General features: G+C 33.9%; 20 protein-coding genes. 11 read left to right on the top strand and 9 right to left on the bottom strand.

Annotation, left to right across the window (positions count from 1 at the left end):
* Nucleotides 1–9: 9 nt before the first annotated feature.
* From H3U96_RS02810 to rhaM, 5 genes are all read left to right on the top strand, one after another.
* Entirely contained in the window at nt 10–1,263 is a 1,254-nt protein-coding gene (locus H3U96_RS02810) for an L-rhamnose isomerase (protein WP_198195510.1), read from the top strand.
* Between the two features lie 10 nt (nt 1,264–1,273).
* Nucleotides 1,274–2,107: a rhamnulose-1-phosphate aldolase gene (gene rhaD, locus H3U96_RS02805; RefSeq protein ID WP_198195508.1), complete on the top strand. Its 834-nt coding sequence runs from the start codon at nt 1,274–1,276 to the stop codon at nt 2,105–2,107.
* Between the two features lie 21 nt (nt 2,108–2,128).
* On the top strand, nt 2,129–3,163 hold the full coding sequence (gene rhaT, locus H3U96_RS02800; protein WP_065579280.1) for an L-rhamnose/proton symporter RhaT: 1,035 nt from the start codon (nt 2,129–2,131) through the stop codon (nt 3,161–3,163).
* 16 nt (nt 3,164–3,179) lie between these two features.
* Complete coding sequence (gene fucO / locus H3U96_RS02795) at nt 3,180–4,334, top strand: lactaldehyde reductase (protein ID WP_198195506.1); 1,155 nt, start codon at nt 3,180–3,182, stop codon at nt 4,332–4,334.
* Between the two features lie 68 nt (nt 4,335–4,402).
* On the top strand, nt 4,403–4,717 hold the full coding sequence (rhaM, locus tag H3U96_RS02790) for an L-rhamnose mutarotase (RefSeq protein WP_198195504.1): 315 nt from the start codon (nt 4,403–4,405) through the stop codon (nt 4,715–4,717).
* Nucleotides 4,718–4,787: 70 nt separating this feature from the next.
* Here rhaM and H3U96_RS02785 read toward each other — a convergent pair whose 3' ends face one another.
* From H3U96_RS02785 to H3U96_RS02775, 3 genes are all read right to left on the bottom strand, one after another.
* Complete coding sequence (locus H3U96_RS02785) at nt 4,788–5,633, bottom strand: helix-turn-helix domain-containing protein (protein ID WP_198195494.1); 846 nt, start codon at nt 5,631–5,633, stop codon at nt 4,788–4,790.
* A 17-nt stretch (nt 5,634–5,650) separates the two neighbouring features.
* Nucleotides 5,651–6,469 carry an HTH-type transcriptional activator RhaS gene (gene rhaS / locus H3U96_RS02780; RefSeq protein ID WP_081298926.1) on the bottom strand — a complete coding sequence of 273 codons (819 nt, stop codon included), beginning with the start codon at nt 6,467–6,469 and terminating at the stop codon, nt 5,651–5,653.
* A gap of 617 nt (nt 6,470–7,086) precedes the next feature.
* Nucleotides 7,087–8,502, bottom strand: a complete 1,416-nt coding sequence (locus H3U96_RS02775; protein WP_198195492.1) for a sodium:proton antiporter — start codon at nt 8,500–8,502, stop codon at nt 7,087–7,089.
* 201 nt (nt 8,503–8,703) lie between these two features.
* Between H3U96_RS02775 and rlmF the strand changes: the two genes are divergently transcribed.
* The 5 genes from rlmF to H3U96_RS02750 all read left to right on the top strand — a co-directional run bounded on the left by rlmF (nt 8,704) and on the right by H3U96_RS02750 (nt 13,651).
* Complete coding sequence (gene rlmF / locus H3U96_RS02770; protein WP_198195490.1) at nt 8,704–9,663, top strand: 23S rRNA (adenine(1618)-N(6))-methyltransferase RlmF; 960 nt, start codon at nt 8,704–8,706, stop codon at nt 9,661–9,663.
* 251 nt (nt 9,664–9,914) lie between these two features.
* Nucleotides 9,915–11,426 (top strand): hypothetical protein, encoded by a 1,512-nt coding sequence (locus H3U96_RS02765; RefSeq protein ID WP_198195487.1) that lies wholly within the window; start codon nt 9,915–9,917, stop codon nt 11,424–11,426.
* 32 nt (nt 11,427–11,458) lie between these two features.
* On the top strand, nt 11,459–11,992 hold the full coding sequence (locus H3U96_RS02760; RefSeq protein WP_065613331.1) for a hypothetical protein: 534 nt from the start codon (nt 11,459–11,461) through the stop codon (nt 11,990–11,992).
* A gap of 272 nt (nt 11,993–12,264) precedes the next feature.
* Complete coding sequence (locus H3U96_RS02755; protein WP_165755061.1) at nt 12,265–13,053, top strand: siderophore-interacting protein; 789 nt, start codon at nt 12,265–12,267, stop codon at nt 13,051–13,053.
* Nucleotides 13,054–13,069: 16 nt separating this feature from the next.
* Nucleotides 13,070–13,651: an ACP phosphodiesterase gene (locus tag H3U96_RS02750; protein WP_086360429.1), complete on the top strand. Its 582-nt coding sequence runs from the start codon at nt 13,070–13,072 to the stop codon at nt 13,649–13,651.
* Between the two features lie 73 nt (nt 13,652–13,724).
* Here the strand turns inward: H3U96_RS02750 and H3U96_RS02745 are convergent, their stop codons facing one another.
* Together H3U96_RS02745 and ilvY are read right to left on the bottom strand one after the other, a co-directional pair.
* On the bottom strand, nt 13,725–15,773 hold the full coding sequence (locus tag H3U96_RS02745; protein WP_086360430.1) for a 3-hydroxybutyrate oligomer hydrolase family protein: 2,049 nt from the start codon (nt 15,771–15,773) through the stop codon (nt 13,725–13,727).
* 60 nt (nt 15,774–15,833) lie between these two features.
* Entirely contained in the window at nt 15,834–16,736 is a 903-nt protein-coding gene (ilvY, locus tag H3U96_RS02740) for an HTH-type transcriptional activator IlvY (RefSeq protein ID WP_034901974.1), read from the bottom strand.
* Between the two features lie 199 nt (nt 16,737–16,935).
* Here ilvY and prfC point away from each other — a divergent pair, with 199 nt between their 5' ends.
* Nucleotides 16,936–18,528, top strand: a complete 1,593-nt coding sequence (prfC, locus tag H3U96_RS02735; protein ID WP_086357175.1) for a peptide chain release factor 3 — start codon at nt 16,936–16,938, stop codon at nt 18,526–18,528.
* Between the two features lie 78 nt (nt 18,529–18,606).
* Here the strand turns inward: prfC and H3U96_RS02730 are convergent, their stop codons facing one another.
* The 4 genes from H3U96_RS02730 to H3U96_RS02715 form a co-directional block, all read right to left on the bottom strand.
* Complete coding sequence (locus H3U96_RS02730) at nt 18,607–19,791, bottom strand: hypothetical protein (protein ID WP_198195485.1); 1,185 nt, start codon at nt 19,789–19,791, stop codon at nt 18,607–18,609.
* Nucleotides 19,792–19,897: 106 nt separating this feature from the next.
* Nucleotides 19,898–21,325: a glycosyltransferase gene (locus tag H3U96_RS02725; RefSeq protein WP_198195483.1), complete on the bottom strand. Its 1,428-nt coding sequence runs from the start codon at nt 21,323–21,325 to the stop codon at nt 19,898–19,900.
* Complete coding sequence (locus tag H3U96_RS02720; protein ID WP_086360433.1) at nt 21,322–22,263, bottom strand: hypothetical protein; 942 nt, start codon at nt 22,261–22,263, stop codon at nt 21,322–21,324. The genes H3U96_RS02725 and H3U96_RS02720 overlap by 4 nt, the downstream gene beginning before the upstream one ends.
* Nucleotides 22,251–23,441, bottom strand: a complete 1,191-nt coding sequence (locus H3U96_RS02715) for a YaiO family outer membrane beta-barrel protein (RefSeq protein ID WP_086360434.1) — start codon at nt 23,439–23,441, stop codon at nt 22,251–22,253. The genes H3U96_RS02720 and H3U96_RS02715 overlap by 13 nt, the downstream gene beginning before the upstream one ends.
* Between the last annotated feature and the right edge of the window lie 121 nt (nt 23,442–23,562).

The raw sequence follows: 23,562 nt of genomic DNA, 5'->3' as shown, positions 1-23,562 counted from the left end.
GAGTGCTACATGAACACTATTGAAAATGCTTATCAGATCGCTAAAGCAAGATTTGCTGAAATTGGGGTAGATACAGATGCTGCAATAGTAGCAATGGCAAAATTACCGATTTCAGTTCATTGCTGGCAAGGGGATGATGTTGGTGGTTTTGAAAAGCAAGAAGGTGAATTAACTGGTGGTATTCAAGCAACTGGTAATTATCCAGGTAAGGCTCGTACAGCTGATGAATTAAGAGCAGATTTAGATAAAGCCTTTAGCCTTATACCAGGCCCTAAACGACTAAATCTACATGCTTCTTATTTAGAATCAGATCAAAAAGTCGATCGTAATGAAGTTAAACCGGAACACTTTGCCAATTGGGTCAAATGGGCTAAAAAACATCAAATCGGTTTAGATTTTAATCCAACTTATTTTTCACATCCTTTAAGTAATGAAGGCACTTTAACCCATGTTAATCCAGAAATTCGACAATTCTGGATAGAACACGGCAAAGCATGTCGTAAAGTATCAGAATATTTTGGTAAAGAATTAGGTACACCTTCTGTTATGAATATCTGGCTACCTGATGGTATGAAAGATATTACTGTCGACAAATTTAGTCCTAGACAACATTTAGTTGAATCATTGGATGAAATTATTCGTGAAAAAATTGACCCAAAATATCATATTGATGCGGTTGAAAGTAAATTGTTTGGTATTGGTCTCGAATCTTATACCGCTGGTTCAAATGAATTTTATCTAGCTTATGCGACATCACGTAAAACTGCATTATGTCTAGACGCAGGGCATTTCCATCCAACGGAAGTGATTTCCGACAAAATTTCTGCAGTTATGCCGTTTGTTGAACATCTATTACTTCATGTCAGCCGCCCTGTTCGTTGGGATAGTGATCACGTGGTGCTTTTTGATGATGAAACACAAAATATTGCCAGTGAAATCATTCGAAACAAACTATTTGACCGTGTGCATATTGGTCTAGATTTCTTTGACGCTTCTATTAACCGTATTGCAGCATGGGTAATTGGTACTCGTAATATGAAAAAATGCTTATTAAAAGCATTATTAGAACCAACAGAAAGATTAAAAAAATATGAACATGATCGTGATTTTACCTCACGACTCGCATTACTAGAAGAACAAAAATCATTACCTTGGCAAGCAGTTTGGGATCAGTACTGTTTATTAAATGAAGTTCCAGTTGGTGGTCAATGGCTAGATGAGGTTCGTCAATATGAAACAACTGTCTTAACTAAACGATCTTAAGGAACATAAAATGCAACAGATTCTTTCTTCTTGGTTTGTAAAAGGAATGATCAAAGCCACTTATGATATGTGGCTAAAAGGCTGGGATGAGCGTAATGGTGGTAATGTCAGTTTAAGGTTACTTGAAAGTGATGTGATCTCTTTTCAAAATGATTTTTATGAAAAACCACGTCATGTATCTTTGACGCAAGATGTCACTAAACTTGCTAACCAGTACTTTATTGTCACTGGATCTGGTAAGTATTTCCGCAATGTCATATTAGATCCTGCTGACACGTTAGCTATTGTTAAAATCGATGAACAGGGCAAAGGTTATTACATTATGTGGGGATTGATAAATGGTGGTTTACCAACGTCTGAACTAGCTGCTCATCTTCAATCTCATATCGTAAGAATTGAGCAAAGCCAAGGAAAAGATAGAGTCATCATGCACTGTCATGCAACTAATTTAATTGCTTTAACATATGTCCTAGAGCTTGATACTGCGGTAATTACCAGATGGCTGTGGGAAATGAGCACCGAATGTTTAGTTGTATTTCCTGATGGTGTTGGTGTTGTGCCTTGGATGGTTCCGGGTAAAGACGAGATTGGTTATGCCACTGCAAAACAGATGGCAAAACATAGTTTAGTTTTATGGGCTTTTCACGGTGTATTTGGAACAGGTCCAACCTTAGATGAAGCTTTTGGCTTAATTGATACAGCTGAAAAATCGGCAGAAGTTTTAGTCAAAGTGTTATCAATGGGAGGAAAACGTCAAACTATCACCTCGGAAGAGTTCAGATTGTTAGCTGAGCGTTTTGGTGTCACTCCAATGGAAGATGCTATAAAAAGTAAAAATTGCTAATAAAAATATAAGGATAAGGATATGGGTAGTTCAATTATTTTAGGCATATTCTGGCACTTTGTTGGTGCTGCTTCTGCTGCTTGTTTTTACGCACCACTTAAAAAAGTAAAAAACTGGTCATGGGAAACCATGTGGTCAATCGCAGGGTTATTTTCTTGGATCATATTACCATGGTCAATAAGTTATTTTTTATTACCAGACTTTTGGGCTTACTATGGTTCGTTTGGTTCAGACATATTAATTCCGGTCTTCTTATTCGGCGCAATGTGGGGAGTCGGTAACATTGGTTATGGCCTAACAATGCGTTATTTAGGTATGTCGATGGGAATAGGTATCGCTATTGGGATAACCTTAATCGTCGGCACTCTTATGACCCCAATATTACAAGGTAAATTTGGTGAATTATTGGCCTCGACTGGCGGTAAAATGACATTATTAGGCGTAGTCGTTGCTGTTATTGGGGTTGCTATAGTAACTTACGCCGGCTTATTGAAAGAAAAAACGTTAGGTGTACAAGTTGAAGATTTTAACTTAAAGAAAGGCCTTCTTCTTGCCATCATGTGTGGTATTTTCTCGGCTGGTATGTCATTTGCTATGAGCGCAGCAGTACCTATGCATGAAAAAGCGGCTGAGCTTGGTGTGGATCATTTATACGTGGCACTTCCAAGTTATGTCATTATCATGGGTGGGGGGGCAATTATTAATCTCGGTTTCTGTATAAGTCGACTCTGCGTTAAAAAAGACTTATCCTTCAAAAAAGATATCTCTGTTGCCAAAGCCTTATTAATTAGCAATATTCTTTTTGCTATCTTAGGTGGTGCAATGTGGTATTTCCAATTCTTCTTCTATGCTTGGGGGCATGCAAATATTCCAACAGAATATGGCTTTATGAGTTGGATGTTACATATGAGTTTCTATGTACTTTGTGGTGGGATTGTTGGTTTAGCACTAAAAGAGTGGTTTGGTACCGGTAAAAAACCAGTACGTATTCTTTGTATTGGTTGTTTAGTAATCATTGTTGCTGCCAATATTGTTGGTTTAGGAATGACTAGTTAATTAAAAGGAAAACATTATGGCTTATAGAATGATTTTAAATGAAACATCTTATTTTGGTGCAGGCTCAATCAGTCAAATCGTAGATGAAGTTAAAAAACGTGGTTTTAAAAAAGCGTTAGTGGTTACGGATAAAGATCTAATCAAATTCAAAGTAGCAACTAAAGTAACACAATTACTAGATAACAATGGTTTTTCTTATCAAGTATTCGATGAAGTTATGCCAAATCCAACCATCAGTATTGTTCAAAAAGGGGTTGAAGTTTTCAAACAATCTGGTGCAGATTATTTGATTGCGATTGGCGGGGGGTCACCGCAAGATACCGCAAAAGCTATCGGTATTATCATCAATAATCCAGAATTTGCGGATGTTCGAAGTCTTGAAGGCGTTGCGCCAACTAAAAAACCAGCCGTATCTACGATCGCAATTCCTACGACAGCAGGTACAGCTGCCGAGGTGACCATTAATTACGTAATCACAGATGAAGAAAATAAACGTAAATTTGTCTGTGTTGATCCACACGATATACCGGCTGTTGCAATTATTGATTCAGATATGATGACAAGTATGCCTGCTAGTTTAAAAGCAGCAACTGGTGTTGATGCCTTAACTCACGCGATCGAAGGTTATATAACTAAAGGGGCGTGGGAATTATCAGACATGTTCCACTTGAAAGCGATTGAAATTATTTCTCGCTCATTACGTGACTCAGTAAGCGGGATCGCAAAAGGTAGTGAAGATATGGCATTAGGACAATATATTGCTGGAATGGGTTTTTCAAATGTGGGCTTAGGATTAGTTCATGGAATGGCACATCCACTCGGAGCTTTTTATGGTACACCTCATGGTGTGGCTAATGCCGTCCTTTTACCTCATATAATGGCTTACAATGCTGAATTTACTGGTGAGAAATATCGCGATATCGCTAAAGCAATGGGAGTCGCTGCGACGGAAAACATGACAATCGAACAAGTTAGAAAAGCTGCTGTTGATGCAGTTAAACAACTTAACGTTGATGTTGGTATTCCTGCAACATTAAAAGAGATCGGCGTAAAATTAGATGATATTCCTGCGCTAGCCCAAGCTGCTTTTGATGATGTTTGTACCGGAGGTAATCCTCGCGATACTAACGTAAGAGAAATTGAGCAACTATATCATTCTATTTACCAATAAAAATGACACAATGATAGTGAAATAGGTTAAACACAAAGTTAACCTATTTCAAATAAAAAGGAATTATTATGATAAGAAAAGCGAGTATTATGCAGGTTCATCCTGATAAACATGCAGAGTATAAGAAGCGGCATGATGAAATATTTCCTGACTTAGTGAAGGAACTTAAAGCTCATGGAGCTCACAATTACTCAATCTTTTTAGACAGCAAAAGAAATCTACTTTTTGCCTATGTCGAAATTGAATCTGAGGAACGTTGGGATGCTATAGCTAAAACAGTTGCTTGTCAAAAATGGTGGGCTTTTATGCAAGATATCATGCCAAGCAATTCTGATAACAGCCCGATTAGTGAATCATTAACTGAAGTTTTTTATTTATTGTAAATTATTCCTCTCTTTAATACACATAAAAGAGAGGAAACTAAATAAATAATCATTTCTACACACTCAATTATCACTTCTTATCGTTAAATTGGGCTCGATATTCGGAAGGAGTCTGATTGGTCAGCTTTTTAAACACAGATGAAAAATAGTTACTATCATCATAACCACATTCAGCGGCAATCTTACTAATCGAATAATTAGTCGTTCGAAGTAAAGACATAGCATCACATAAACGTCTTTTTTGTAAATAGCCGGTAATAGTCATCCCTGTTTGACTTTTAAATAAGCGACTAAGTGAACGGCTCGCAATATGATTTTCTTTGCAAAACACATCAATATTAAATGGCGTTGCAATACTGTTATGTAGCGCGGTAAATAATAGATCTAACTGATGAGTCGCGGTAGGCAGAGCTACCGTTGGAGCTTGTTTAATCCGATCTAACAAAATAACCAACTGTAAAAAAAGAGCCTCAGATAAATGAACGGAGGCTAAATTGTTTTTCTTAGACTCAACATCTAACTGTTCAATAAGTGGTGATAAAAGTTTAAGGGATGAAGGTTGAATACGCCAAGAACGTTCATTATGTCTAGCAGTCACTTTAGGTAAATAAGACTCAATAGTGGATGATAAAAATAGTGATTCTCTCAAATATAAAATATTATCCAATCTAAGGTCATTAACAGATTCATAGCCATGCACATCTTTCGGATTAATATATAAAATATCACCACTGGTAATAGGATAAACGTAATCATTCCAATGATGCAGACCGTTACCAGAACAGACAATCACAATTTCATTAAAATCGTGGTTATGCAAAGGAAAGGGTTGTTGATGATCACGTCTTTCGACAGTAACAGTATTTATCTCCGAAATAAAATAGTCTTGTTTATATAAACGTAAACATTTTTCCATAGACTGTTCCTGATTGATTAATGATAACGTTTATCTGGATTATTACGTAATGTTTGTGGCGAAAACGTAAATTCTTGTTTAAAACAGGTTGAAAAATAAGCACTGTCATTAAAACCACACTCTTGTGCAATAGTTGTGATGGATTTATTGCTGTAAATTAACTGTGTGTAAGCATTAGCCAACCGTAGCTTTATTAAATATTTTTGTGGTGTGATACCAATTTCATTCTTTATATGTCGATGAAAAGAGCGTAATGATAATGAAAATTGCTCAGTTAATTGTGCCCAATTAATTGGCTCCTTAAAATTGATTTGTAACCAACGTAGAAGTTGTTTAACGCGATTATCATAGGAACCAGAACCCTGATTAACATAAAGATTATTATTAAAAATCAAAAGTAATTGTAAAAATAAACTCTCCTGAATAGCATTTGATTGATTTGGCGTTAATTGCTTAATAATCGATTTAATATTTTCATCAGTTTTTTTATCAAAAAAGTAATGTGACTGAGTTGGATCAGGATTTGGGATTAACTGGTTTATCCCATTGATAAAATGAAAATTTTCAGGGTCTCTAAACAAAATATTGGTCAAATGCAAATCATGAACGTTCTCGTATAAATGACAGTCGGAAGCCTTAATATAAAACATCATGCCTGGATATAAATCAAAAAGTCGCCCATTCAATATGTGTTTACCGTATCCGCTAGTTACAATAACGATCTCATTGAAATTATGGGTATGTTCAGGATAAACAGGTTGTGGTGTTCGAGGCTCAATGGCGATATTTTGATCGCTAGACGAGAAAAAATCTTTATCAAGTAACATTTCAATCATTCTGAACCTCACTTCTTTTTAAAACTTACAACCACATTCTAAAAAGTAAATCGAAATCTCACCTTTAATATTTGGACAGCTAACATAATATTTTGGCTATAAATTATAGCTATGCAGGACTTTTTATTAAAAATGTGCGAAGCTTCACATTTTTAAAATTTTTCCGTTTAAAAGTTCATCAGAACGCGATTGAATACCAAGCAGTTGAAGTTTTTTATAGAATAAAATTCTAAAATTCTTATTTGTTTCGATAACGTTAGTTATAATATTTTTTGTTTTTCTGATTTGGTGAGGGTGTTTTTTATACAAAATAGCAGAGCATTTTTAATTATCATCAAAACTTTCAGGTATATCTGTTTCTTTCAAAATGCAAAAAAATAATTAACCGTGAACTAAAAAACGACTCAAGTCACTCTGACTTATTATTATGGAGGTGCTCATTTTTTTAGTTATAGTTTATTGAGCGATGTTAGCAAAGATAATAAAAGAGAAAAAAATACTTAAGGGAAGCCAACAGAAAGAGCTGTTGAATGTTAGCCTATCATAGTTACCCACACAAATTCATAGATGTTGCAATTGAAATTTATCTTAATGTTTTATAACGAACAATGGAACATTTACAATACAAAAAATACCAAATTATCAATAATAAATATTGGAATTAAAATCCCTATTGACCATTTCATATAGCCAAAAAAGCTTGGCATATTAATTTTATGTTGTGTGGCAATACTTTTAACCATAAAGTTAGGTGCATTACCAATGTAACTTAATGCCCCCATAAATACGGAACCCATTGAAATTGCCAATAGTGTGTCTGCATAAGTGGTCATTAAAGTAGTTGCATTACCGGATGCTAAATTAAAAAACACCAGATAAGTTGGTGCATTATCTAAAAATCCTGACAATGAACCCGATAACCAAAAATACATACTGTTTATTGGTGTGGCTTGTTCACTGGTGACCAATGATACTACTGAACTTAACGTGCCATCATTGCCGGCACGTAAAATTGCCAGAACGGGTACTATAGTAATAAAAATACCAATAAACAATTTGGCAACTTCTTTGATTGGATCCCAATTGAATTCATTGCCAGCTCGTACTTGCTTTGGCGTGATCAGTATTGAAAGAATCGTTATAGCAATAAAAAGGCCATCACGAACTAGATTTTCTAATTCAATTTGCGATCCTAATAGCGTGAAGTTTATCGCTGGATGCCAAATGCCAGATAAAAGCACACTAGCAATTATCGCCATTAGCAAACCGATATTTTTTAGACCGTATAATTTAACTACTTCTGATCTATAAGAAAGGGAAATATTGCCATATTGCTTAACATAATAATATCTATCGATAAAATAATAGATGATAAGTAATAAACCTGATGTAAAAATAACTGGCAATAACATATGGTTAACAGTCCAGAAAAAATCCACACCTTTTAAAAAACCAATGAATAATGGTGGATCACCTAACGGCGTCAAACCACCGCCAATATTAGCGACTAAAAAGATAAAGAAAATTACTGTGTGAACTGAATGGTGTCGTTGCCGATTAGCTCGCAGTAATGGCCGAATCATTAACATAGCTGCGCCAGTTGTTCCCATAATTGAAGCGAATACCACACCAATGGCTAATAAAATAACATTTGATTTTGGCGTACTTATTTTATCGCTTTTGATAAGGATACCACCAGAAACAGTGAACAATGCCAACAGTAATAATATAAAAGGGATATACTCTTCAATAATGGCATGGGCTGTTAATTGAATTGTGGTAGATAAGCCAAAAGAAAACAATGCAGACCCTAAAAATAGTAATGTCCAAACCAAAACAATTTTGCCATAATGATGATGCCACAGTCGTGCTAAAAATAGTGGACATAATGCGATAGAAAGCAAAATTCCAACAAATGGGATAGCCCAAAATAACGATAACTCCTGCCCATTAAACTCGCTTGCATGTAGTTGAAAAGAGATTAGCATTAAACTAATAAATGGTATTATTGATAATTTGGATAGACGTTTCATTGCGTTATTATGTGAATTGAAAGTGGCAGATTATAACAAATCTACAGTTAATTTTCGAATTAGTTACACTTAAATAAAATTTAGTTTAACAGTAATAAAAAATTTGAGGAGAGGGGTTTTTTAACCTAAAAGCTTTGGCTATTTTCGCATATTTATGTAAAAAGGCTATAATAGCCGGCAATTTTTCATATCGGATTATTCATGCAGACAACATCGCCAATGATTAATAAAGATGTTTTACATCGACGTAATAAGCATATTAATGGTTACCCATTTGATTTACTTATTAAAACGTTACCAGCATTATCTAACTTTGTTAAACCTAACCAATATGGTCGGGTAACGATTGATTTTTCTAATCCTGTTGCTGTTAAGATGCTAAATAAAGCACTTTTATTGCACTATTATCGACTCTCTTATTGGGATATTCCAGACGATTACCTATGCCCTCCAATTCCAGGACGAGCAGATTATATCCACTATTTGGCTGATTTATTAGCTCAAGATAATCAGAATAAGATCCCAACAGGTAAGAGAATTAGCATGTTAGATATTGGGGTTGGTGCCAATGCCATTTATCCAATTATTGGTTGTGCTGAATATGATTGGTCATTTGTAGGTAGTGATATCAATCCAACATCAATCAAGGTTGCGTCGTTAATAGCAAAATCTAATGAATTATTAAAAAATAACCTACAATGTCGTTTACAACCGAACAGCGATGCTATTTTTGCAAATATCATTAAGCCGAAAGAATTTTACTTGGCAACTTTATGCAATCCTCCTTTTCATAATTCAAAGCAACAGGCTCAAACGAGTGCTCATACAAAACTACAAAAATTGGGTAAATTAAGTTCAGAAAAAGATCAAGTTGTGCTTAATTTTGGAGGACAACATGCTGAACTTTGGTGCAAAGGAGGAGAAAGTGCATTTATAGCCAAAATGATTGCTGAAAGTGTTAACTATAAAACACAATGTCTATGGTTTACTTCGTTAGTGTCGAAAAAAGAATCGCTGACAAGGATAAAACAACAATTAAAAAAAGTATCCGTAACTGAATACCAAATTATACCCATGGCTCAAGGTCAAAAAATTAGCCGTTTTGTTGCATGGACTTTTTTCGATCGAGAACAACGACAAAAACAGATCAAAAAGTTTTGAGGAAAGGCGAGAACTGTAATAAGAGTTTTTTAATTGTAAAATGAATAAATTGTCCATCAATGTAAAGTATTTCATTAACAAATTTTTACATAAAAAGTTATTACAAATCTAATATTTTACTTTACTATGTAACAGATGTATTTTTTTACATTCACCATTTAGAATAATATTGTTTTTTTTATGATATTTAATGTATGTGTTTGAAAATTATATGTAAATTATAGCAAGGATTAGCGAAAATATGTTAAAATATGGTCTTAATCGGGCATCGGGCATCGGGCATCGGGCATCGGGCATCGGGCATCGGGCATCGGGCATATAAACACTTATCAATAAAAAATTTTAGTCAATTACGTATAAAGATACGTTATTCATATAAATCATCCAATTTAATTTATTCATTATATTTATTCTCCTTATTATTGAGCTTTAATATTAATGCTTTAACCGTTCAAACTGTTAACGTTATTCACGGGAATAACCCTGAAGTTATAAATACACAAATAGCTGCAGATAAACATGGTTTTATGGTAAACGGTGTATTTTATAGTGAATTTAGCGGTAATATCAAAGAAAACGAAATTAAAGAGTTTGATGCTAATTTAACTTTTAATCAATTTGCCATACAGCGATTTAATTATCAATCATTAGACAATCGAATGAATTATCAAGATCTAGACGGTGATGATATCGATCCTATTCAACCATTTCTAACCACGGAAACCACTTGGCAATGGTTTGATGCTAATGGCAATAAAATTTCTACTAGCGATAAAAATAAGATAATTGGTTGTGGAAGTGGTTATCCAATGCCATTAATGTTAGAAATAACTAATCAAGTACAAACTTTCTCGCAATATGGTCAACCGAGAAAAAGTGATTTTGTAACAATAAAAAAGGTCTACAAAATTGCAGTAAAATCTGAATTGTGTTATGCCAAACCTTATGCGACAGAACTAGTGCCTGAATATCAATGGGATGGTATCAACCCAGATGATAGTTATAGTTGGAATGATCCTAATTTTACGCAAAGGGATCCAAAGAATGGCGGTGGTTATTCAAGTGATTATATCCCTAATATGGGCTATAAAGTTAATCCGACTGAGTCATCAGGGAGAAAATTTCCAACTACAGGATTTTCTGGGGCAAAATTTCAGCTAGTTATGACGGGGTCTCAAACGGATTATCAATTTAGTATTCCAGTTAATCCTGATAATAAGGTCAGTATAGATAGTAGGGGTTATATTACATTAAATGATAAACCTACAGGACCAGTTACTGTACGTGCAACACTGATTCGAAATAATAATGTCATCCATGAGTATACTTTTAATCCTACTGATATATGGGTTATTCCACATATTGGGCAGATCACTATTGAGCAAGCAGTGCAGATTTGTGGCGGTCGTAATAACATGCTATCTATAACAGAACTTTCAGATTCACCTAGAGCTTATGATTTTTATAACCTAACCTCTTTAGATCATCTTAGTAATAGTGCTACCAGACAAATCGGGAAATCTGTATTTGGTGAGTGGGGATGGGTTACTAAGGATGGTTATCCTGATTCAAATTGGCAAAAAATGAGCCGTGATATAAGTTCATTTGTTGGAAATTATTGGGCTAAGGAAATTAATAAGGATAATCCTAGATTGGGATTTGTAGTTCATAGTCATGATGGTTTTGTCGGGCAACAACCATATGATTTTTTTGTTGGGCCAACATATCGTACTCACTATGCGAATGCTCTTTGTAGAAAATAAATTGGGTTATTACTTATTAGACAAGAATCATTATGAATATGTTACAAAAGTTTTATCAACAAGATCAATTCAAAGGTATATTACTATTTAAAGAAGGTATGTTTTTGCGTGCTTATAATCAAGGCGCTTTTCTTTTAACTGAGCATTTAGGCTGTTGCCTAAATCTACGGTTTATGCAGTTTAAAAAATATCCTAATCGTCAGATTGTGGTGTGTGGTTTTCCCGAATCAAAGTTGACCGAGCGATTGCCAAAAGCGGTGAAAACCGTTTTTGGCGCTGAGCTTAGAATGGATTACGATACTGAACAATATCATCAGTGGTTAAAGCGACGTTGGCATGAAGAGAGAGTAGCGAACGAAATGTCAAAAGCCGACATCGAGCCGTTGAAAACGAGCAAGGCGTCGGCGTCGGAGCCAGCGGATATAGATAAAAAACTATACAAAATAGAATTAAAATTAAGTAAACAACAACTCATTTATTTAAAATATTGGCAAAGCGATAGCCATATAATCGATACAGATAAAGAGTTCATCAAAAATATAAAAAAACAATTATTCAAAACATGATCTAGTTACTTTCTGAAATTATTATTAAGTAGGTTATTTTTCGTATAATTTCAGATAAGTATGATATATAGGCACTATATATCAAATAGTTAGATTTATTAATAATTGGGTAATCCTCAAATTTTGAGGAAAGGGGTTTTTCAGTGACAGCTTAATAACGATATCGTTAATTAACTATAAATTAACTTATATTTTCATAGTCAAAATTAATAGTATTAGCTATTTTTTGTTGTATGATGTTTCTGTTATATCAGCAATATAAGGATCATCATATGCAAGAGAAGCCAAGAAAAGCAATTATTAATGCGTTATTAACAGTTATTAAAGTTAAACAGTTATCCCATAGTTTTTTACGTTTGCATTTTAGCTGTGATAAGCCGTTGATGGTCAATCCTCGTTGGATTTGTCCTCATTTAAAATTACTCTTTGCTGATCCTTTGACTGATGAAATTACTTTTCCGCAATTAGACGAAAATAATAAAATCATGGTCAGTGATCGAATTCGCCAATTAGCGCGTAGCTATAGTATTCGTAGTTATGATGAATCCACCAATCAGCTAATCATTGATTTTGCTATTCATTCTCATGGATTAGCGACGTGTTGGGCTCAAAAGGCTAAAGTAGGCGATCAAGTTGGTATTGTTGGTACCGCAGGTAAATTAGAATTTGATAATCAATTTTTAGTTTTGATGGGCGATATTTCTGCAGTGCCAACTATATGTTATACTGTAGAAAATTTGCCTAGTTCTCAAAAAGCATTAGCTTTTATTGAAGTTAACCACAAAACGGATATTGTTGAGCTCCCAATCAACAAAAATGTAACAGTTCAATGGTTCGTTAAGGATGTAAATGCTCCTAATCAATTAATTGAAGCTGTAATGAACATTGATTTGAGTGATCAAGAAAATATATTGTTTTGGGGAGGAATGGAAAGATCATTAGCACAACAATTACGCCATTCAATCAAAGATAAATATCTTAATTTAGAACCTAATGCTATTCAGATCACCAGCTATTGGCGAGAAGGATTTGCTGAAGGCGAATTTAAACATCGTGATTGATGGCTGGTAGAGAGTTGTGAATATTCTTGCGCATTTACATTTAGCAACAATTGCCAATAGCTCGCTAATTGGCAATAGTGTTGCTGATTTTGTAAAAGGTGATCCTTATCAACAGTATCCGACAGAGATAGCTGATGGCATTATGTTGCATCGAAAAGTTGATAATCTTACTGATAGTTTTCCCTCTGTTAAACAGGCAAAAATGTTATTTAGAAATAGTCATCAACGTGTTGCTCCAATTACGCTTGATATTGTTTGGGATCATTTTTTATCAAAGTATTGGCATGATTTTGGTTCAAGTCAAACTTTATCGTCATTTAATATTATGACTAAAAGGTATATTCAGCCATATATTATTGATTATCCTAAAAATTACCAATCTTTTATGAATGCAATGTGGCGAGAATCTTGGCTAGAAAATTACGCTTCAATCGATTTTATTGCGAAAGTATTAAAAGGTATGGCACAGCGAAGACCAAAGCTTTATTTATTGCAAGAAACTATTATTGATATCAAGCAAAATTATAATGCATTAGAAATACTTTTTTTTGATTTATACCCGAAAATATGTACGATTTGTAAAATCGGCATAAGTTAATGAGACAATGGTTATCGTATAATTTAGTTATATAAACTCATTCGATAACCATTAAAAAAATCAAATAGTTTTATTAAGGTAAAGCGATTTTTTTATCTTCCAATATTATTAAGTTATTGATATCTGGTTTTTGAGTTATTGGTACTAAGTTTTCAATTGTCGCTTGCGGAGCTTGACCAATGCTGCCTCCTCTTGGCTTAGTACGAATTATCTGGCTTTCAGGTAATGTCGTATTGTTAGTTAGATTAGCCCATAACCACTCAATGGCATCTTCACCGTAATAATCAATAGCCAATAATGTATTATCAAATGGTGATTTGCCGTCGAGATAACTAGCATTTTCAACTTCGATATAACGTAGTTGTGATTCTTTTCCTTCTACTGCACTATTTAAAGCAACATAAGGGCGAGATGTATGATCTATTAACTGTTTGACATTATTTTGTCCATGTACAATAAACGTTTTAATTTTATTTAAATTTCCGGTTGCTTGTACTTGTTTGAGTCCATCAATAACTCGTTTCTCGGTTATTTTTTCTCGTAAACAAATTGCTCCTTTAATACCATAATCTATTTGATTTTCAATTTCAGAACTTGAGTACCATGCTCGTCTTGGTGAAACGATATCTTTATTTACAACAAGATCAATAGCGGTAACATCTTTATCTGCCCAAATAGGTAAATGACCATTAGATAGTGACCATATTTCAGAGAAGTTTACTTCTTTTAACGGCATTACTTCGCCAAAATTATAGAGTCGATCTTGTTGAGTACTGGCCACAGAATAATCGCACATGTTTTCTGTAACATCAAAACGACCATATGAACTGATAAATTGATACGGAAAGGCAATAGACTCTTTATAATAAAAATAGGGTAACTGGATCGCCATCTCTGGTCGCCAACCATAATCATGTAATTTGTCTAGGGCTTCTTTAGGTGTTCCTGTAGTTAATAATTTAGCTTTTTTTAGTGCATCACAGCGATTTTGTGAATAAAAATATTTCAACGCATAAGGAACATAATTGTCTGACTTATTAGGCTCAATTGCCGGGATGGCACAAGGAATATAAAGTGCTGCTAAGGTAGCATAATCAGGAATTGAATTATATTTTAAACTTCTAGAACTAGTTTTATTTTGGATTGAAAGTGAGGTAATATCTGGGTTTGGTTGTATTTGTGGATTAACCGCAACAATACCATCAATGATACCATTTTTATCTAATTCACCAGCCTTCAAAGCTGCACTAGCACCATCCTCAGCACCATAGATTAATATCAACGTATTATCCGCGTTAAAATCGCGAGTGTTTGTGGCTGAAAATCTATCATTTATTTCATAAAGTGCAAATTCAATAGAATTTAAAATATATTTGCCCCAATTATGTTCAGGATTTTGTTTTGAATGTAACTGTTTAACGGCATATCTATTTGGATTATTTTCGATAAAAATTTCTCTATTTTTAATCTTAGGATTAAATAATAGATTATCTTTTGCAATTTTTCCTTCTATAGTGAAACCTTGCTGATTTGTAATATCGTAAATACCATTCCCCAATCCTTTATCGTTATAAACTACTGCACAATTGTGTTTTAGTCCCCAAAGCCCACGAATTTGCATATCTTTGGCGTTATATAAACCGTCATAATTGCTAGCAGGAACGGCCACTATACATGGTTTTTTCTTATCAAAATCAACGGGAATTTGTAATAGAATACCGACATTTTCTTCTTTAAGTGTCGCTAAAATTTCGCTACCGGCTATTTTTCCGTCGAACAATGGTGATAAGTTTTTCTGTTTAAAGCCAAATAATTGACCCTCTCCAGTTTTTGTATCAATAAAACGATTTAGTTTGGCTCGACGAAGCTCCTGCGTCGTGGGATTAGCTGGATCAGCAAATTTGAATTTTTGTATCATTGATGATAAAGGTGTAAAGCCAATGCCGGCTGTGACCAGATCGTCGCTATCACCATCATAGTAGTTTGAACTGTGAATAGTAATCCATTGTGGTTTTGGTTTGTAGAGATTGTTTTGATCGGTATAGCCTATATTCGGAATTGTAACTAGTGGTAAAAATAGTAATGATATTAAAGTTTTTTTATTTCTGATTATTAAGGTCATTACAGTAGCTTCCCATTTTTTAATTAGTTTAGTTTTCCATTTTATGATTGATTATATAATTTATTCATTAGACGGTAAATTTTGCTTCCCAAGAGCCCAAAACGCCGAAATAATTTTTTCTGATAATCGTCTTTTTTGAACGCATATACCGACATCAAATGGTTGCATTAAATTGGTTGACCATTCAGTAATTCGCTCGCGTACTCTTTCTGGGCTGTTTTCCATAACCACTTTTGGCAATAATGCCACACCGCATCCTAAAGCAACCATAGATACAATTGCCTCATGTCCTGCAACTGTTGCATAAATTCTAGGACAGGTTATTTTTTGTTGTTTGAACCATAAATCAATTCTTTGTCGGCTGGGGCCATGTTCTGGCAAAATGAAAGGAATGTTATGCCAATCCGGCGTTTTTTGATGTAACTTATCACTAAATGAGCTATTGAGTTTAGGAATTAATAAGACCATTTCAATCTCACCTAATTTTATAAATTCAACACCAGCTGGTAATTGTTTAGGTTTGCCTGCAATTGCAAGATCAGCCTGATTGGATTGAATTTTTTCAACTGCATCAGCGGCATCACCAGTAGATAGTTTTATTTCAACTAGTGGATAATGCATGCGGAAGCGATCTAATATATCAGGTAAATGGCTATAGGCAGCCGTTACTGAGCAAAATAATGTTAATTCTCCGACCAATTGTTGAGTTGATTGATCTAACTCGTGCTTTAATTGTTGATGTAGATTTACAACTTGTAGAGCAAATCGTTTAACTTTTTCGCCTTCATGAGTAATTTGAACTTGTCGATTGTCGCGAATAAATAATTGATGGCCAAATTGTTCCTCAAGGCGTTGGATTTGCCTTGAAAGTGTGGATGGGCTAACATGCATTGCATCAGCGCTCATACTAAAATGACATGTCTCACACAAATGTAAAAACAATTTTAGGTCACGAATATTCATATTAATGGTTATTTTCAGATATTTCTAATATTAAACACTATTACCAAATAGTGATTATATCATCATCAGTATTAAATGCCGCTATTATGCATAGATATATCAATAAGGCAAATAGCAAAATAGTCTTCTTCAATGGCAATATAGATGTAGACCTGTTAGAATACGCCATTATTTTTGCTTAGCTAAATTGATTAATTTTATGACAGAACAAGCTTATTTAGACGAAGTTAAGGCTCGTCGTACTTTTGCTATTATCTCTCACCCGGATGCGGGTAAAACGACTATCACCGAAAAAGTATTGTTGTTTGGACAAGCGATTCAAACTGCGGGTACGGTTAAAGGGCGTGGTGCAAATGCTCAGCACGCTAAATCAGATTGGATGGAAATGGAAAAACAGCGTGGTATTTCTATCACCACATCGGTTATGCAATTTCCTTATAATGATTGTTTAGTTAACTTACTTGATACTCCTGGGCATGAGGACTTTTCGGAAGATACTTATCGAACATTAACGGCTGTTGATAGCTGTTTAATGGTTATTGATGCGGCAAAAGGTGTCGAAGATAGAACACGTAAATTGATGGAAGTAACACGTTTACGCAATACGCCAATTTTGACTTTTATGAATAAACTTGATCGTGATATACGTGATCCAATGGAGTTGCTTGATGAAGTTGAAAACGAACTTAACATCATGTGCGCACCAATTACCTGGCCAATTGGTTGTGGTAAATTATTTAAAGGCGTCTATCATTTAGCGAAAGATGAGACTTATCTTTATCAAACAGGTAAAGGTCATACTATTCAGGAAGTTCGTATTATCAAAGGTTTAGATAATCCAGATCTCGATAACACAATTGGTGACGATTTAGCACAGCAACTTCGTGATGAGCTTGAATTAGTACAAGGTGCATCAAATGAGTTCGATCTGGAAGCATTTTTATCTGGTGATTTAACCCCAGTATTTTTTGGTACAGCGCTTGGGAATTTTGGTGTTGATCATATGCTTGATGGTTTGACAGCTTGGGCTCCGACGCCTCAACCTCGCCAGACCGATAAACGTGAAGTTGCCGCTACTGAAGAAAAATTTACTGGTTTTGTATTTAAGATCCAAGCCAACATGGATCCTAAACATCGAGACCGAGTTGCTTTTATGCGTATTGTATCGGGTAAATACGAGAAAGGCATGAAGTTGCGTCATGTTCGTATCGCAAAAGATGTGAACATTTCTGATGCGTTAACCTTTATGGCTGGTGATCGAGATCATGTTGAACAAGCTTATGCTGGTGATATTATTGGTTTACATAATCATGGCACTATACAGATTGGTGATACTTTCACTCAGGGTGAAGATCTTAAATTTACCGGTATACCTAATTTTGCCCCTGAGCTGTTTCGTCGTATTCGTTTAAAAGATCCTCTTAAACAGAAACAATTATTAAAAGGTTTAGTTCAGCTTTCAGAAGAAGGTGCTGTACAAGTATTCCGTCCAATTGCCAACAATGATTTAATTGTTGGAGCGGTAGGGGTGTTGCAATTTGACGTAGTTGTTGCGCGTTTAAAATCTGAATACAACGTAGAAGCGATTTATGAGCCAGTAAATGTAACAACGGCTCGTTGGGTTGAATGTAGTGATGGTAAGAAACTTGAAGATTTTAAACGAAAATGTGAGCAAAATTTAGCACTAGATGGTGGTGATAATCTATCTTATATTGCGCCGAGTATGGTTAATCTAAATCTAACACAAGAACGTTATCCAGATGTGGAATTTAGAAAAACACGTGAGCATTAATCATTTTTTGAGCATGTATACTGATAATTAAAGAGCTGGTTTGCCAGCTCTTTTGCTTTATTTAAAAGGCGTTTATCGTTATAAAGCAAGACCATGTAGAGCAATGCCGTCAAAAGATCGCCATTGAGCTAAGTCATTTTCCAGTAACCTTACCGTTTCAAATAACTTTTCTTCATCCCCCATAAAACTAATTTCATTATTTCCTATTCTTGCTGATAAGTGCGAGGAGTCAGTATAAACATCATTATCACCACAAGGGTTATCTTTTTGGCGTAAAATAACATTGCTATCATTGGATGCGAGTTTTTCAATCTCGTTATTAGTTATAATCGGAATGTAAATACTCTGAACTTCTTCATAAAGTAGATTATTTTCGAGCGCAATAATAATTTTTTTTTCGTTTTGAACACCCCAAGTTAACCAATCCTTACTAATATTATAAATATCTGTGTAATTAGTACGGTAAGCCATAATAATATATTTTGAGATATAGGAGGATTGAATGTTTTTTACAATTCGTTCGTCAATATCTTTATTGAGTAACCAGAAAGGGATGACAACATCGATTTTATCACCCCATGACTGACTGAGCATTTCTATGGCATTATTCCAAAGTTGCCAAAAATGGTTGGCATCTTGATTGTATTCTTTTAACACATAAGGTTCGATATCATACTGAATACCAGCAAGACAAGGCTTATTTTCACGCATAGAACAAAACTGTTTAATTATTTTATTACGCCTGATGGCATTTTTTAAGCCAGAGTCTATGACCATATAGGGTGAACCTTCTACCGCAATGATTTTTATTTGATTTTCATAGGCAATATCAAGGAGTTGATTTAACTGTTCTTTAAATTTTATTGTTTCATTTTCAATTGCTAATTGTAGATATATCTGATTGATCCCTTTCGACTTAATTTTTGTTATAAATTGTTCTGGAGAAGTATCCCAAGTACGAGTTTCCCAGTTCCACATTCCAAGATTAATTGATTTCTTTGTAACTTGTTGATTATTAGTGACAGGAGGTTGGGTAGTAATTGTTTGATTCTCAGAGAGAGTATTATTATTTTGTATCGAATCAAACATTTCAGTCGCAGTGGTGGATTTAACTTTATCGTTGTCAACGTAGCTAGATGAAATTAAATTGTTATTTTGTTCTTTTTGCGAGGAAATTGAGGTAAAGATCAGGTTTTGGGTTTTACTTGAAAATGCTATTTTTTTATACTGATATGAATCTTCATTTGATTGCTCCTCTAACACATTATAAGTACCGTTTGGAGTTTTACATAAAAAAAGATCGACAGCAAAAGAAGGAGTTATATTAAAAGCTACTATAAGTAATAGGATAGATCTTATTGTAATTACATTATTTGTCAAATTTGACTCTCTCCATTTTTCCCCAAGATATTTTACCTTTTTTTAATCGAAGAAAACCTTTAAGTTTCCAGTACAAACAAATTTGCCGATAACCAAAATTTTCCAACAAAGATATTAAAAAAAGTGATAATAAATATTTTACTTTATCAAGTCCCTTTAGCAATAATCCATCTATGGCAATGGCTACTGAAGTAATTAATATATTGTAACAAATGACTAGCAAAAAGTAGGATAAGACTAGATTACCATTTACAACCTCAAGATACCAAAAGAGCGGTAGTAATATGTAACCTAAAAATTCAGATAATGGCCCTATAATATCGGTTAATATTGAAAAGGGTAAAATTAAAAAACTAATTCTGCGGTATTTTATATCAAAAGTTAAATTTTGGAAATGAAAAAATGTTTGTAATGCGCCAATATGCCAACGAATACGTTGATTCCGTAAAACACTCCATTTTTCAGGAACTTGTGTCCAGCAAATGGCTGTTGGGACATATTTAATTTTATAATCAACCTTTGAATCATAAATATATTTATGTAATTTAACTGTAAAGTCATAATCTTCACCTACCGAACCAACGGAAAATCCACCAATGCGAATAGCAAAATCACGACGAAACAAGCCAAAAGCCCCTGATATAATTGGTAACGCGCTAATATGATTCCAAGCAACTTTTGCCATTAAAAAAGACCGCATATATTCGACTATTTGTAATTGAACAATGTATTTTTTAGATAACTTGATTTTTTTCACTACCCCATTTTTGATCAAACAACTATTGGCAACACGTACTGTTCCGCCAACTGCAATCGTTTTTGGATCGTCAATGAAGGGAACCATAGCATTTGTAAGAGCATCGGGCGCTAAAATTGAATCAGCATCTAAAAGACAAATAATCGGTGAACGACTTAAATTAATCGCAGCGTTATGTGCATCTGCTTTGCCACCATTCACTTTATCGATAACACGTAATCGGCTATCTTTACGCGAAACATAAACCCCTTTTATTTGAGCGTGTGAAAGATGATTTGGATTATTAGTATTGAGATTGTGTAAAGTTTTTTCTAAATTAAAAAATTGATTAATTAACTCAAAAGTATCATCAGTTGAGCCATCATTGACAACTATCACATCTGCATTAGGATATTCAGTAGCAAGTATAGACTTGATACTTTCAATTATGGTTACACTTTCATTATAAGCAGGTATAATAATTGTAATTGGGTGTAACATACCGTCATTTTTTTGTATACTTTGTATTTTTCTTTCCTTATGTGGATTATCAAAAAACACATATAACGCTATGATAAGTTGTATAAAGTAAATGAAAAGTTGTAACAGTCCAATAAACATAATAATAAAAACTGTTGCTTGCATTGAAACAACTAAAGAGTTGTATATATAACTATTCATAATGTTGCCCATACTTTATTTTTATAAAAACCGTTATTAATATCATCCCAATAAACAAATAATTTAGTATCAAAATTAAAATTTTTTGTTATAAGTTCTTGAATATTACATATCCTATCTTGATAACAAAGTTCATTAATGAAATTTAAAATATAACAACTGTGAATGATTCCTGAGGCTTTACATTGCAAACCAAGTAAAGTTTCAAATAATTGTTGCATGTAATCTCGTTGATCTTCTCTGGCAAACATAACATAAGGCGTTATGTAGTTATTGGAAATTTCTCTTAACATGGTAAGTAACGTACTATTGAAATTACTTGATTCTTCGTCAATTACTTGTGATTCAAATTGTAATAAGTTATACGATGGAATAAGACGTAAAAAACAAAATAACCCTTTTTGTGGTATTGAATTGAACAGCTTAGTAATGAGTTCGACTAAGGATACATCGGGATTACTGATTACCAAACTTAATGCAGCAGCGATAGCAACTTCTTGCCTAGGGTCTGAACAAGCTTTTTCTAAAGCAATAAATGATTTTTGGCATGGGTAATAAGACAACATATTAGCAGCGTCAACTCGTTGTTGAACAGTTCCTTTATGTAAGAGTGCACGTAATTTTGTTTGGAATGTTTCTTCTGCAAAAAAAGGTAGAAATTCTTGCACTTCATAGCGTTGCTTTTTAGCAAAAAAAGCGACAATCAGTATTAGTGATCCCGATGATAATGTTTTATCAATGGCATTTTTAAAAATAATTTTATTGTTTTGTTTAATGCTTTGGTTGTAGGCCGTAATTAAGGTTACTTTTAATTTATTGAAGTGTCGCCGTTGGTTTCTTCTTTTAAAGTAAATTATCGAAGTTATGATTATTACAATGAAACCAAACAGCACAAAACTACCATTATAGATATTGATATAACGTATTAGAATTTCCATTTTATTCCGCACCCTATAGTATTTTTGTTATACAACTTACGGTTATGGGTTGTTTCTTTACGATCTTCGTTCGTATAGTTGATATTTATGGTAACGATTTCAGATATGTCATAAGAAAAGCCAACAAAAAGAGCAGACACTTTAATTAATGAACGGGTAAAATTACTTGACCGATCCGATGTTTCTTGAGAATTAGAATAACCAGCAAATAAGTGTAGTTTTTCGGTAGGCGAACCGGTTATTTTAACTAAAAAACCGCTCATATGTTTATTATCTTGATCAAAGGTATTATTCCATTTTCCTGATAAAGACAGTCGTTCACCAAAAAAATATTGGATTATACCTGGATCGATACTTTTAATGTTCCCATCATCGTAATGATCTAACTTCATATCCAAAGTAACATGAAAAGAGTTAACATTCTGATTTATTGAGTTAAATAGGGCGTAATCGATTCCATTAATTAGCGTATATTTGGCAAATAATTTATTTGAGGAAGAGATAAATCCTGTTAAATAACCATACGCTCTGTCGTTAAAAGTGTGCCAAAGTGTTCCCCCATATTTTTGATCGTTCATATGAAAACGGTGTGATTGTGCAAAATATCCCGTAATCGTATCTGTTTTAGATAATTTATAAGATAGAGCCATTTCCATTTCGTTCCAATCGGCATAAGACTTTGATAAATGGCTATGGGTACCTCCTAAATTAAAATCCCAATTATGAATAGAATTTTTTATGGCTTCGATGGTTTTGCTAATTGTTAACAATTGAACATCATTAGGTGATTGTTCTATATATTGATTTAGCAATTTTTCCGCTTCATCTGGATTATCAGGATTTTGCGCTAAAATAACGCTCACTAGACCATATTGTGCATCAACATAGTTAGGTGAAATGGATAAAGCCTTTTGAAATGATTGTTTGGCTTGGTCTAATTTGCCTAATGCATAATAATTGAAACCCAATTGAACTAAGACATCAGAATTAGTTGGTGATAGTTGATTTGCAATTTGCAGTTTTGACAATGCGAGTTCAAAATTCTGAAACTTTTTAGCCTCTATACTCTCTTTAAGCAGTTGATCGGCTTTAATAGCGTTATCAAAATCGTTGTTGTCGGCTATAGCGGTGGAGCTATAAGTTAAGATACTAATAATTAAGACGATTCTATAGAACATATAAATCCTTAATCCATTATATTTTTGTTTGGTATTTTTTATGTACTTAATTTACCAATCACAAAGCTGCTATTCCGACCATAATATTGGCGGAATCAATATAGGGAGTGCTAGAAATATA

Origin of the sequence: Gilliamella sp. M0364 (assembly GCF_016100565.1) — a bacterium.
Classification (GTDB): domain Bacteria; phylum Pseudomonadota; class Gammaproteobacteria; order Enterobacterales; family Orbaceae; genus Gilliamella; species Gilliamella apis.
The sequence above is the reverse complement of the archived record's forward strand: the minus strand, read 5'-3'. Positions and strand labels throughout refer to the sequence as shown.

Excerpts from the sequence above, each read along its gene's own strand:
- H3U96_RS02775 (WP_198195492.1), bottom strand. The coding sequence starts at position 8,502 with ATGAAACGTCTATCCAAATTATCAATAATACCATTTATTAGTTTAATG.
- fucO (WP_198195506.1), top strand. The coding sequence starts at position 3,180 with ATGGCTTATAGAATGATTTTAAATGAAACATCTTATTTTGGTGCAGGC.
- rhaM (WP_198195504.1), top strand. The coding sequence starts at position 4,403 with ATGATAAGAAAAGCGAGTATTATGCAGGTTCATCCTGATAAACATGCA.
- rhaT (WP_065579280.1), top strand. The coding sequence starts at position 2,129 with ATGGGTAGTTCAATTATTTTAGGCATATTCTGGCACTTTGTTGGTGCT.
- prfC (WP_086357175.1), top strand. The coding sequence starts at position 16,936 with ATGACAGAACAAGCTTATTTAGACGAAGTTAAGGCTCGTCGTACTTTT.
- H3U96_RS02760 (WP_065613331.1), top strand. The coding sequence starts at position 11,459 with ATGAATATGTTACAAAAGTTTTATCAACAAGATCAATTCAAAGGTATA.
- H3U96_RS02765 (WP_198195487.1), top strand. The coding sequence starts at position 9,915 with ATGGTCTTAATCGGGCATCGGGCATCGGGCATCGGGCATCGGGCATCG.
- rhaS (WP_081298926.1), bottom strand. The coding sequence starts at position 6,469 with ATGATTGAAATGTTACTTGATAAAGATTTTTTCTCGTCTAGCGATCAA.
- ilvY (WP_034901974.1), bottom strand. The coding sequence starts at position 16,736 with ATGAATATTCGTGACCTAAAATTGTTTTTACATTTGTGTGAGACATGT.
- rlmF (WP_198195490.1), top strand. The coding sequence starts at position 8,704 with ATGCAGACAACATCGCCAATGATTAATAAAGATGTTTTACATCGACGT.
- H3U96_RS02745 (WP_086360430.1), bottom strand. The coding sequence starts at position 15,773 with ATGACCTTAATAATCAGAAATAAAAAAACTTTAATATCATTACTATTT.
- H3U96_RS02755 (WP_165755061.1), top strand. The coding sequence starts at position 12,265 with ATGCAAGAGAAGCCAAGAAAAGCAATTATTAATGCGTTATTAACAGTT.
- H3U96_RS02810 (WP_198195510.1), top strand. The coding sequence starts at position 10 with ATGAACACTATTGAAAATGCTTATCAGATCGCTAAAGCAAGATTTGCT.
- rhaD (WP_198195508.1), top strand. The coding sequence starts at position 1,274 with ATGCAACAGATTCTTTCTTCTTGGTTTGTAAAAGGAATGATCAAAGCC.
- H3U96_RS02725 (WP_198195483.1), bottom strand. The coding sequence starts at position 21,325 with ATGAATAGTTATATATACAACTCTTTAGTTGTTTCAATGCAAGCAACA.
- H3U96_RS02720 (WP_086360433.1), bottom strand. The coding sequence starts at position 22,263 with ATGGAAATTCTAATACGTTATATCAATATCTATAATGGTAGTTTTGTG.
- H3U96_RS02785 (WP_198195494.1), bottom strand. The coding sequence starts at position 5,633 with ATGGAAAAATGTTTACGTTTATATAAACAAGACTATTTTATTTCGGAG.
- H3U96_RS02715 (WP_086360434.1), bottom strand. The coding sequence starts at position 23,441 with ATGTTCTATAGAATCGTCTTAATTATTAGTATCTTAACTTATAGCTCC.